Raw genomic sequence first — 11,516 nt, forward strand, 5'->3', positions numbered from 1 at the left:
ATAAATCCGCCGTTTTCATCTGGCGCAAGCTATCAGTGTTCAAACATCGCAGAGATGGACTCTTCGTTGCTGATGCGGCGGATGGCCTCGGCCAACATGCCGGACAGCGTCAGGCTGCGGACCTTGTCCAGCGCCTTGATCTCCGGTGCCAGCGGAATGGTGTCGCACACCACAAACTCATCGATTACGGAATTCTTGATGTTGTCGATGGCGTTGCCGGAGAAGATCGGGTGGGTCGCATAGGCAAATACGCGCTTGGCGCCGCGCTCTTTCAGCGCTTCGGCCGCTTTGCACAGGGTGCCGCCGGTATCGATCATGTCGTCGACCAGGACGCAGTCGCGATCGGCAACGTCACCGATGATGTGCATCACCTGAGAGACGTTGGCGCGCGGACGACGCTTATCGATGATGGCCATGTCGGTATCGTTGAGCAGTTTAGCGATGGCGCGGGCACGTACGACGCCGCCGATGTCCGGAGAAACCACGATCGGGTTTTCCAGCTTCTGCTGCAGCATGTCTTCCAGCAGGATCGGGCTGCCGAATACGTTATCTACCGGTACGTCGAAGAAGCCCTGGATCTGTTCTGCATGCAGGTCCACGGTCAGTACGCGGTCAACCCCTACGCTGGACAGGAAGTCTGCGACGACTTTTGCCGTGATCGGCACACGGGCGGAGCGCACGCGGCGATCCTGGCGCGCATAGCCGAAGTAAGGAATTACCGCCGTGATGCGGCCGGCGGAGGCGCGGCGCAGTGCGTCAACCATGACAACCAGCTCCATCAGGTTATCGTTGGTCGGGGCACAGGTGGACTGGATGATGAAAATATCACCACCGCGTACATTTTCGTTGATTTGCACGCTCACTTCGCCGTCACTAAAACGGCCTACAGCGGCGTCGCCGAGGCTGGTGTACAAACGGTTGGCAATACGTTGTGCTAGTTCCGGGGTAGCGTTACCAGCAAAAAGCTTCATATCAGGCACGAGAAGAACCTCAGGCTTGCGTCCAGAGAAGTTGATAGTACGGCGCGCTAACTAGGAGTGGGCTGACGCGCCGCATTACCCTACGGGTATTGTTTGAGTCACGGCAGACTCTGCATTCGTTCGGCGAACAAATGGCCGCGCAGCACGTAAAGCTATTGTCAAACACAGCATAATGCTTTAAACGTTAACCAGTTACGTGCATAGAGGCCAGCAGCTCGGAGCGGACACGGTGCAACGGCGACGTATTGACGCCACGCGCCACGAATCCCTGCATCCACTCGGGGGCAATGCTGAGCACCTGACGGGCCGCCTGCTCGGTGTCGAATTCCGCAAACACGCAAGCGCCAGTCCCTGTCAGACGCGACGGCGCGTATTCTAGCAGCCACGAAAGCGCCTGTTCAACCTCACGAAAACGTTTTCTTGCTATTGGCTCGCAATCATTACTGTACGGTGTTGCCAACAGTTCAGCCAAAGTTCTTACCGGAGAGTCTCTTTTCAGTGCAGGATCGGCGAAGATCGCCGGCGTGGAAATGCTGACGCCCGGGTGTGCAACAAAGTACCATTTTTCTTCAGGATGTGCGGGTTGTAACAATTCTCCAACACCCTGCGCAAAGGCGGCAACGCCATTAACAAAAACCGGTACATCTGCGCCCAGGGTCAATCCAATCTCAGCCAGACGTGCGTCGCTTAACCCGGCCTGCCACAGGGTGTTCAGCGCGATCAGGGTGGTGGCCGCATCCGACGAGCCGCCGCCGAGCCCGCCCCCCATAGGCAGGCTCTTTTGCAGCGCAATGTCGGCGCCGCATCCGGCAAAGGCGGGCGGCAGCGCGGTGCGCAGCGCTCGCGCCGCGCGGATGATCAGGTTGTCTTCATCCGCCACTCCCGCCACCGGCGTCAGCAGACGCAGCTGGCCATCGCTACGCGCCTGAATACTGAGCGTGTCGCCGTAGTCCACAAACTGGAATAGGGTCTGCAGCAGATGGTAGCCATCGGCCCGGCGCCCGGTGATGTAAAGAAACAGGTTTAGCTTGGCCGGCGCCGGCCAGTGGGTCAGCGCGGCGATCATGGCCGTAGCGTCCAGCTGTCCATCTTCAGCTTGATCCGCTGACCGCCCTGGGTCAGCTCCAGCTGGGCCGGCAGGGCCGGGACGCTGGCGCTATCATACTTCAGGTAGTCCACCTGCCAGGTCTGGCCCGCGTGGCGGTAGGTCGCCTGGCGCAGGCGGTGCGCGCTGTCCAGCTGGATACTCTGCGCCTGGCCGGGCAGCCCCAGCATCCACTGACGCAGGTTATCCAGCGGGATCTGCATGCCGGTGAGCTTTTCGAGCATGACGGCGGCGTTGTCGCTAACGTAGCGGCGCCCCTGGCTATCGGTGATCTGCGCTACGCCCGGCTGAACGTTCAGCTCCAGTTCAGTGCTGCCGAGGGGGTTGGTCAGCAGCAGGCGATAGTGCCCGGCGGCCGTCTGCTGCCAGAAGAAACGCGCATACACCTTTTGCTTATCGGAAAGATAGGCAAATGCCCCACGAGTCTGATAAACCGTGATATTTTCCACCTGCTGCTGGTGAGCCTGCCACTGCGGCGAGCTGACGCTGCCGCCGCTATTTTTATCGGGCAGCGTGCCGCAGGCAGCGAGCAACAGACAGCTAACTGGCAGTAAACGCAGGAGATTTACCTTTTTCATCCTCATAATCCATGGTGAGTATACTCTGGGGCTAACGCTAGCCTGCTTGTCGGGGAGCGTCAATGGGCGCGGTGGTCTATCCGGGGGAAAAGGGTAAAAAAATGTCTGTTGGCGCACGTGCTCCGGCGGTGCGGTGGCTTTTATTGCTTCGGTGCATCAAGTAGAATGCAGCGATAACCGATAACCCTAATGAAGTCGCGACTACTTGACGGTTTTTCATGAGTCTTCTTGCACTTGGAATCAATCATAAAACGGCGCCGGTCTCCCTGCGGGAACGGGTAACGTTTTCGCCTGATACGCTGGATCGGGCCATTGAAAGTCTGCTGCGACAGCCGTCGGTGCAGGCCGGGGTAGTGCTGTCGACCTGTAACCGCACCGAGCTCTACCTGAGCGTAGAGCAGCGTGCCGATCTGCGTCAGCAGATCGTTGACTGGCTGTGCAGCTACCATCAGCTGACGCCGGAGGAGGTGAGCGACAGTCTCTATTGGCATCAGGATAACGACGCGGTCAGCCATCTGATGCGGGTAGCCAGCGGTTTGGACTCGTTGGTGCTGGGCGAGCCGCAGATCTTGGGCCAGGTGAAGAAAGCCTTTTCGGAATCTCAACGTGAGCAGGCGCTGTCTGCTGACCTGGAGCGTCTGTTTCAAAAGACTTTCTCGGTGGCCAAGCGGGTACGCACGGAAACGGAAATCGGCGCCAGCGCGGTATCGGTGGCGTTTGCCGCCTGTACGCTGGCGCGCCAGATCTTTGAGTCGCTGGCCCGGCTTAACGTACTGCTGGTCGGGGCGGGCGAGACCATTGAGCTGGTGGCCCGTCATCTGCATCAGCACCAGGTGCAGCATATGATGATCGCCAACCGCACCCGCGAACGTGCCCAGGCGCTGGCCGATGAGGTCGGGGCCGAGGTGATCCCGCTGGCGGATATCGACGCTCGCCTGGCGGACGCCGATATCGTCATCAGCTCGACGGCCAGCCCGCTGCCGATCATCGGTAAAGGGATGGTTGAGCGCGCGCTGAAGGCGCGGCGCAACAGGCCGATGCTGCTGGTGGATATCGCCGTTCCGCGCGACATCGAGCCGGAGGCCGGGGATCTGGCCAACGCCTATCTGTACAGCGTGGACGATCTGCACGCTATTATTCAGGGCAATATGGCCCAGCGGCAGGCGGCGGCGGTGCAGGCCGAGCATATCGTGCAGCAGGAGTGCGCCAACTTTATGGCCTGGCTGCGCGCGCAGGGGGCCGTCGATACCATCCGTGAATACCGGGCCCAGGCGGAGCAGGTACGGGCCGAGGCCGAAGCCGAGGCGCTGGCGGCGCTGGCGCAGGGCGTCGAGGCCGAGGCGGTGATCCGCCGCCTGGCGCATCGCCTGACCAACCGCCTGATCCATGCGCCGACCAAATCCCTTCAGCAGGCCGCCGGCAGCGGCGATGCCCAGCGTCTGCAGACGCTGCGCGACAGCCTTGGGCTGGATCATAATTAGTTCTCTCCTTTCTTACATATTTACAGGTAAATAGCCACGCATGAAGCCTTCTATTGTTGCCAAACTAGAAGCATTACAGGAGCGCCATGAAGAAGTTCAGGCACTGCTCGGTGATGCCGGAGTCATTGCCGATCAGGACCGTTTTCGCGCGCTGTCGCGTGAGTACGCGCAGCTGACCGACGTATCGCACTGTTTTCTGGACTGGCGCCAGGTGCAGGACGATCTGGCCACGGCGGAGATGATGCTGGACGATCCGGAAATGCGTGAGATGGCGCAGGAGGAGATTAAAGCGGCGCGCGGGCGCTTGGCCGATCTGGAGCAGCACCTGCAGATCCTGCTGCTGCCCAAAGATCCTGACGATGAGCGCGACTGTTTCCTTGAGGTGCGCGCCGGTACCGGCGGCGATGAGGCTGCGCTGTTTGCCGGCGATCTTTTCCGGATGTACAGCCGCTACGCCGAGGCGCGCCGCTGGCGCATTGAGATCATGAGCGCCAGCGAGGGCGAGCACGGCGGCTACAAAGAGGTGATCGCTAAGGTGAGCGGCGACGGCGCCTATGGGCGTCTTAAGTTTGAGTCCGGCGGCCACCGCGTGCAGCGGGTGCCGGCGACGGAGTCCCAGGGGCGTATTCACACCTCTGCCTGCACCGTGGCGGTGATGCCGGCGGTGCCGGAGGCCGAGCTGCCGCAGATCAATCCGGCGGATCTGCGTATCGATACCTATCGCTCATCCGGGGCGGGCGGGCAGCACGTTAACACCACCGACTCCGCCATCCGCATTACCCACCTGCCGACCGGGATCGTGGTGGAGTGTCAGGATGAGCGTTCACAGCATAAGAACAAGGCCAAGGCCATGTCGGTGCTGGGCGCGCGCATCCGCGCTGCCGAAATCGCCAAGCGCCAGCAGGAGGTGGCATCGACCCGCCGTAACCTGCTGGGCAGCGGCGATCGCTCCGATCGCGTCCGCACCTATAACTTCCCGCAGGGACGGGTGACCGACCACCGTATTAACCTGACCCTGTATCGCCTGGATGAGGTGATGGAGGGCAAGCTGGACAACCTGATCGAGCCCATCGTGCAGGAGCACCAGGCCGATCAGCTCAGCGCACTCGCCGAGCAGGAGTGATGCGCTACGATCAATGGCTGCGTCAGGCCTGCGCGCGCCTGATGCCGGGCGAGAGCCCACGGCGCGATGCGGAGATCCTGCTGGAGTACGTGACCGGCAAGGGGCGTAGCTTTCTGCTGGCCTTTGGCGAGACGCGACTGACGGCGGCGCAGCTGACGCAGCTGACGTCTCTGCTGGCACGGCGCGAGCAGGGAGAGCCGGTGGCTTACCTGATCGGCGAACGTGAGTTTTGGTCGCTGCCGCTGGCGGTTTCCCCGGCGACGCTGATCCCGCGTCCGGATACCGAATGCTTGGTCGAGCAGGCGCTGATGCGTCTGCCGGCGGCGCCGGCGCAGATTGTCGATCTGGGCACCGGTACCGGCGCCATCGCGTTGGCGCTGGCCAGCGAGCGCCCCGACTGCCGCGTGAGCGCGGTGGAGTTCAACCCCGACGCCGTGGCGCTGGCGCAGCATAACGCCGCCCGTCTGGGCCTGTCGCGGGTCGAGATCCTGCAGGGCAGCTGGTTTACGCCGCTGGCCGGGCGACGTTTTACCCTGATTGTCTCTAACCCGCCCTATATCGACGCCGCCGATGGTCATCTGAGCCAGGGTGACGTGCGCTTTGAGCCCGCCAGTGCGCTGGTGGCCGCCGAGCAGGGGCTGGCCGATCTGCGGGCGATCGCCCGTCAGGCGCCGGACCATCTGGAGCCGGGGGGATGGCTGCTGCTGGAGCACGGTTGGCAGCAGGGGGCCGCGGTGCGCGCTCTGCTGACGGAGTATGGCTTCTGCTGCGTGGAGAGCGTGCGGGACTACGGCGATAACGAGCGGGTGACCTTAGGACAGTACCGCCCGTCGCGCTGAGGCGACGGGAGATGCCGGGTGTGATAATGAAACAGACGATCAACGGGCTGCCGCTGATGGCCGCTGATGATGGAATGGGTATGAGTGTAATAGCCGATTTTGCCTTTGATGAGGCGTTGCTGAGCGACGGCGTACTGCAGATGCAGCATGCCGTCCGCCCCGAACTGGATCCGGTGCGCCTGCGCGCCGAGCTGGATGGCCTGGCCACGCAGGCGCAAACGGCGCTGCGGGGGGTATACGGCGAACAGGCGCGTCTGCAGCGTCTGCTGACGCTGTTTTTCGGTGAGTGGGGATTCGGCGGGGTAAGCGGCGTCTATCGCCTTTCCGATGCGCTGTGGCTGGACACCGTGCTGGCGCGTCGCCAGGGAACGCCGGCCTCGCTGGGGATCATCCTGCAGCATATCGCCCAGGCGCTCGCGCTGCCGCTGCAGGCGGTGGTGTTCCCGACGCAGCTGCTGCTACGCGCCGACTGGCCGCAGGGCGGCTACCGGCTGATCAATCCCCTGAACGGTGAGACGCTGGAGTGCGCCCTGCTGGCCGTGTGGCTTAAGGGTCATCAGGGTATGCAGGCCCGCATGAGCAGCGGAGACATTGAGGCGGCGGACAACAGCCAGGTGGTGCGCCGTCTACTGACGACGCTGAAGGCGGCGCTGATGGAGGAGCAGCAGGTTGAGCTGGCGCTCAACGCCTGCGAGGCGCTGCTGTGCTTTGAGCCGGAGGATCCCTATGAGATCCGCGATCGCGGGCTGCTCTATGCCCGCCTGGAGTGCCCGCACATCGCGCTGTCCGATCTGAACTACTTCATCGAGCAGTGCCCGGAGGATCCGGTGGCCGAGGTGATTAAGCTCCAGATCCATGCCATTGAACAGTTTGAGGTGGTGCTGCATTAGCGATATGAGCGACGGCGGCCCCCTTCGGGGCAGCGGCGCCGCGTTGCGTCGTGACCCGGGTTTTCTTTTGCCTGCGCAGGAGCGGCGACAGGCGGCGGAGTATGGCATACTCTGCGCGTTCGCTGTTCGGTCAGCAGGGTTTTTCTCAAAATTTAAGGCGCAAGCATGAAACAGAAAGTTGTCAGCATTGGTGATATTCAGGTCGCAAACGATCTGCCGTTTGTTCTGTTTGGCGGGATGAACGTGCTGGAGTCGCGCGATCTGGCGATGCGCATCTGTGAGCACTACGTCACCGTGACCCAAAAGCTGGGCATTCCCTATGTTTTTAAGGCCTCCTTCGATAAGGCCAACCGCTCTTCTATCCACTCTTACCGCGGCCCGGGCCTGGAAGAGGGGATGAAGATTTTCCAGGAGCTCAAGCAGACCTTCGGGGTGAAGATCATCACCGACGTCCATACGCCGGAGCAGGCGCAGCCGGTGGCTGACGTGGTGGATGTCATTCAGCTGCCCGCTTTCCTGGCGCGCCAGACCGATCTGGTTGAGGCGATGGCCAAAACTGGCGCGGTGATCAACGTGAAGAAGCCGCAGTTCTTAAGCCCGGGCCAGATGGGCAACATCGTGGACAAGTTCCAGGAGGGCGGCAACGAGCAGGTGATCCTGTGCGATCGCGGCAGCAACTTTGGCTATGACAATCTGGTGGTCGACATGCTGGGCTTTGGGGTGATGAAGAACGTCAGCCACGGGGCGCCGGTGATTTTTGACGTGACCCACTCCCTGCAGTGCCGCGATCCGTTTGGCGCCGCCTCCGGTGGCCGTCGCGCCCAGGTGACGGAGCTGGCGCGCTCCGGGATGGCCATCGGCCTGGCCGGGCTGTTTATTGAGGCGCATCCGGATCCGGCCCACGCCATGTGCGACGGCCCCTCCGCGCTGCCGCTGGCGAAGCTGGAGCCGTTCTTGGCGCAGATGAAGGCCATCGACGATCTGGTGAAGAACTTCCCGCCGCTGGATACCGCCAACTAAGGCGCGGGCCGTACGGTCCACATACGCATCGGGGGAGCCTTGGCTCCCCCGTTTTTTTATCCGCGCTCGCAGAATATCCCCTGTACGCGCCCGCCGGCGTCCAGGCAGGCGTCCTGCATCAGGAAACGTTCGGCCTTGATACCGGCATAGAAGGCGGCGCACAGGGCCAGAAGGGCTATCAGGCCTCTTTTCATGGCGTTCTCTCTCGGTGTGGGCGCGCGATCATAGCGGTGAGCAGGGCGGGGAGATAGGGAAAAATGGCGCCCGTTTGGACGCCATTGCAGGAACGGGTGGCGTTAGCGTTCCTCCTCCAGACTGCGCAGGGCATCCGGTAGGGTGGCAAAGAACGCCATGCGTCCTTCGATCGGCACCACGCGCGCGCGCGCCAGGGTCTTCAGCGGCTGGAACGGCATATCGGTGACGATCAGGCGCTTGCCCTGCGGCAGCGTGTCGACGAAGCGCAGGAACGCGTTCAGGCCGCCGGCGTCCAGCACCGGCACGGCGTCCCACTGCATGACGACGGTCTGGTATTTATCCCCCATCGCCAGGATCTCGTTAAAGATACGCTCGGCGGCGGCGAAGAACAGCGGACCGCTGACGCGCAGCACCAGTACCCCGCGCGCATCGTCATGGCTCACCTCGCTGATGCGGGTCATCCGCGCAATGCGGCGCATAAACAGCAGTGAGGCCAGCACGATACCGACGGTGATGGCGATCACCATATCAAACAGCACCGTCAGCGACATGCACAGCAGCATGACGATGATGTCATCCTTGGGAGCCCGGCGCAGCAGGTAGACGACTTTGTGGGCCTCGCTCATGTTCCAGGCAACGATCAGCAGCAGGGAGGCCATGGCCGCCAGCGGCAGATAGGAGAGCCAGGGGGCGAGGACCAGCAGCGCCAGGATCACCAGCAGGGAGTGGATCACCGCGGAGACGGGCGAGGTAGCGCCGGCGCGGACGTTGGCCGCCGAGCGGGCAATCGCCGCGGTTGCGGTAATGCCGCCGAAGAAGGGCGCGGCAATGTTGCCCAGGCCTTGACCTATCAACTCGCCGTTAGAGTGGTGCTTTTTACCGGTCATGCCATCCAGCACCACGGCGCACAGCAGCGACTCGATCGCCCCCAGCATCGCCATGGAGAACGCCGCGGGCATCAGGGCCGACAGGCTGTGCCAGCTCAGGTGGATCGCTTCTCCCCCCGGGGTAGGAATGTTCCACGGCAGGACAAACTGCGGCAGGATCGGCGGGATGCCCTGGCCGTGGCTACCGTCGGCCAGCACATAGCTAAAGCGGGAGCCAATGGTGGCCACGTCGTGGCCGAACAGTGAACAGATCCCCATCACCGCGCTACCGGCCAGCAGCGCCGGCAGATGTCCGGGCAGGCGTAGCCCCAGCTTGGGCCAGAAGATCAAGACCGCCAGCGTGGTGGCACCGATCAGGGTGTCCGCCCAGTTGATGGTCGGCATGGCCTGCGCCAGCGCCGCCACCTTAAACAGGTAGCTTTCCGGCACGTGCTCTAGATGCAGGCCGAAGAAATCCTTGATCTGCATGGTGCCGATGGTAATCGCGATCCCCGAGGTAAAGCCAAGGGTAACGGAAAGCGGAATGTACTCAATCAGGCGGCCAAAGCGCGCCATCCCCATCAGCAGCAGGAAGATCCCCGACATCAGCGTGGCCACCAGCAGCCCGGAGAGGCCGAACTGCTGTGAGACAGGATACAGGATGACGACAAAGGCGGCGGTGGGGCCGGAGACACTGTAGCGCGATCCCCCGGTCAGCGCGATCACGATACCGGCCACGGCCGAGGTATACAGGCCGTACTGCGGCGGTACGCCGCTGCCGATGGCCAGCGCCATGGCCAGCGGAATGGCGATGATGCCAACGGTGATGCCGGCGATGAGATCCTTAGTGAAACGCTGGAGCGAGTAAGGATCGCGCCAGCAGGATTCAATCAGCGCGCTGAACGGCATAACGCCGCCAATTTTATGGGTTTTCATTATGCGATTAAACCAACTATAGAAAAATCAAAGAAAGGCGGGCCATAGGCGGTCCGTCGCGAAGAGGAACAATACGATACGCCTTTAGTAAAGCGGAAATATAGATATATATCAAATCAGATTGGCAAACTGGGTAGGCGCTAAAAAAACAGGTTTTTATTCTGGCGTATTCCGGCGGAGAGCAGGCGGGAGCTGGGCTGTTCGATCTCCCGCCGTTGGAGAAGTAAAAGACTTTTACCCGTTAGGCATGGTTTTGTTGGTTAATGCCAAGAAAGCGGGCAATAACCTCGCTGACCAACAGATGGTCGTCCAGCTGGGGGGCGCCGGACACGCTGATGGCGCCGACGCAGCCGCAGTTGGCGATACGCAGCGGGAAGCTGCCGCCCTGGGGGGCATAGTCGGCCGGGCTCAGGCCGTAAAAGGCCTCTAGCGTGGTATTTCGCAGGGTCAAGCGCATCCCCATCGCATAGGAGCTGCGCTGGAAGCGCAGTACGACGTTGCGCTTGCGGCGGATCCATTCGGCGTTGTCCGGCGAGGTGCCGGGCATGGCGCAGTGAAATAGGGTTTGATCGGCGAACTGGATATCGATGGTGACGTGCAGGCCGCGCCGCTCGGCCTCCTGACGCAGCGCACAGCCTAGCTGCCAGGCGGTATCGGGGTTGAATAGGGTAAACTGGAGCTGCTGCTCCTCGGCGGCCAGTCGCGCCAGCGCTTCTTCACTGCTCATAGGCGTTCCTTCTCTTTCGGTGTCATAGCGTAACTATCGGCAATCGAGCAGGGGGGAGACGCGACGGGGATCGGATTTTGTGATAAATCCGGGTGATGAAATGCAAAAAGCCCGGCCATAGGCCGGGCTCTTCTATAATCTGGCGGTGAGGAAGGGATTCGAACCCTTGATACGTTTTCACGTATACACACTTTCCAGGCGTGCTCCTTCAACCACTCGGACACCTCACCAAATTTTCCGCTGCGGCGTTGTACGCTGCAACGGGGCGCTACTATAGGGATAGAGCCTCGCAGGGTCAAGCATATTTTTTTACGCCGCGCGCAGATGCCGATTGTGTATACAGTCTGCTGATTTTATCGGCGCTTGGCCATTTCTTGCGGTGTGCGACGCTCTCCGCCTTGGCCCGACGCCGCAGACGGAGAGCGCCTCTCGGCCGCTCTCCGTGCCGCAGGCGACGGTATTCCGGCGTCAGATCGGCCGTGCGCTATTGGGCGCCGATGGCGCGGGGGAGAGGAGGACGGATGCCGATGGCGTGGGGAAGCGGGGCCATCTCGTCAGGCTCCGATCGTCAAGGGCGTTTGGGCGCGGCGCGGAAATGCAAAAAGCCCGGCCATAGGCCGGGCTCTTCTATAATTTGGCGGTGAGGAAGGGATTCGAACCCTTGATACGTTTTCACGTATACACACTTTCCAGGCGTGCTCCTTCAACCACTCGGACACCTCACCAAATTGTCTTCGCCGTCGCGTAGTGCGCTGCGATGGGCGCTAATGTAGGGA

The 11,516-nt window shown here is 61.9% G+C and carries 11 protein-coding genes and 2 tRNA genes; 5 read left to right on the plus strand and 8 right to left on the minus strand.

Going from position 1 to position 11,516, the window contains the following annotated elements; genetic code table 11:
• Positions 1–32 precede the first annotated feature (32 nt).
• The 3 genes from prs to lolB all read right to left on the minus strand — a co-directional run bounded on the left by prs (position 33) and on the right by lolB (position 2,669).
• Complete coding sequence (gene prs, locus L1P05_RS06850) at positions 33–980, minus strand: ribose-phosphate diphosphokinase (protein ID WP_005293094.1); 948 nt, start codon at positions 978–980, stop codon at positions 33–35.
• Between the two features lie 184 nt (positions 981–1,164).
• The gene (ispE, locus tag L1P05_RS06855) at positions 1,165–2,046 is read right to left on the minus strand and encodes a 4-(cytidine 5'-diphospho)-2-C-methyl-D-erythritol kinase (protein WP_012848256.1); all 882 of its coding nucleotides are present in this window, start codon (positions 2,044–2,046) and stop codon (positions 1,165–1,167) included.
• A complete protein-coding gene (gene lolB, locus L1P05_RS06860; RefSeq protein ID WP_015461336.1) occupies positions 2,043–2,669 on the minus strand; it encodes a lipoprotein insertase outer membrane protein LolB in 627 nt (208 codons plus the stop codon). Before lolB ends, ispE begins: the two co-directional genes overlap by 4 nt.
• A gap of 212 nt (positions 2,670–2,881) precedes the next feature.
• Between lolB and hemA the strand changes: the two genes are divergently transcribed.
• From hemA to kdsA, 5 genes are all read left to right on the plus strand, one after another.
• On the plus strand, positions 2,882–4,144 hold the full coding sequence (gene hemA / locus L1P05_RS06865) for a glutamyl-tRNA reductase (protein ID WP_012848258.1): 1,263 nt from the start codon (positions 2,882–2,884) through the stop codon (positions 4,142–4,144).
• A 40-nt stretch (positions 4,145–4,184) separates the two neighbouring features.
• Positions 4,185–5,267 carry a peptide chain release factor 1 gene (gene prfA, locus L1P05_RS06870; protein ID WP_012848259.1) on the plus strand — a complete coding sequence of 361 codons (1,083 nt, stop codon included), beginning with the start codon at positions 4,185–4,187 and terminating at the stop codon, positions 5,265–5,267.
• Entirely contained in the window at positions 5,267–6,106 is an 840-nt protein-coding gene (gene prmC, locus L1P05_RS06875; protein WP_012848260.1) for a peptide chain release factor N(5)-glutamine methyltransferase, read from the plus strand. The genes prfA and prmC overlap by 1 nt, the downstream gene beginning before the upstream one ends.
• Positions 6,107–6,186: 80 nt before the next feature.
• Positions 6,187–6,996: a transglutaminase family protein gene (locus tag L1P05_RS06880; RefSeq protein WP_034168283.1), complete on the plus strand. Its 810-nt coding sequence runs from the start codon at positions 6,187–6,189 to the stop codon at positions 6,994–6,996.
• A gap of 165 nt (positions 6,997–7,161) precedes the next feature.
• Positions 7,162–8,016, plus strand: coding sequence for a 3-deoxy-8-phosphooctulonate synthase (gene kdsA / locus L1P05_RS06885; RefSeq protein ID WP_012848262.1), 855 nt, complete (start codon positions 7,162–7,164; stop codon positions 8,014–8,016).
• Between the two features lie 56 nt (positions 8,017–8,072).
• On the opposite strand, the gene L1P05_RS06890 is transcribed toward kdsA, so the two are convergent.
• The 5 genes from L1P05_RS06890 to L1P05_RS06910 form a co-directional block, all read right to left on the minus strand.
• Positions 8,073–8,210 (minus strand): hypothetical protein, encoded by a 138-nt coding sequence (locus tag L1P05_RS06890; protein ID WP_012848263.1) that lies wholly within the window; start codon positions 8,208–8,210, stop codon positions 8,073–8,075.
• 102 nt (positions 8,211–8,312) lie between these two features.
• Positions 8,313–10,013: a C4-dicarboxylic acid transporter DauA gene (gene dauA / locus L1P05_RS06895; protein ID WP_012848264.1), complete on the minus strand. Its 1,701-nt coding sequence runs from the start codon at positions 10,011–10,013 to the stop codon at positions 8,313–8,315.
• Positions 10,014–10,254: 241 nt separating this feature from the next.
• Positions 10,255–10,740 (minus strand): heme-degrading domain-containing protein, encoded by a 486-nt coding sequence (locus L1P05_RS06900; protein ID WP_012848265.1) that lies wholly within the window; start codon positions 10,738–10,740, stop codon positions 10,255–10,257.
• A gap of 140 nt (positions 10,741–10,880) precedes the next feature.
• Positions 10,881–10,970, minus strand: a tRNA-Ser gene (locus L1P05_RS06905).
• A 405-nt stretch (positions 10,971–11,375) separates the two neighbouring features.
• Positions 11,376–11,465: transfer RNA gene (locus tag L1P05_RS06910), tRNA-Ser, on the minus strand.
• Between the last annotated feature and the right edge of the window lie 51 nt (positions 11,466–11,516).

Source organism: Edwardsiella piscicida, assembly GCF_021733145.1.
Classification (GTDB): Bacteria; Pseudomonadota; Gammaproteobacteria; order Enterobacterales; family Enterobacteriaceae; genus Edwardsiella; species Edwardsiella piscicida.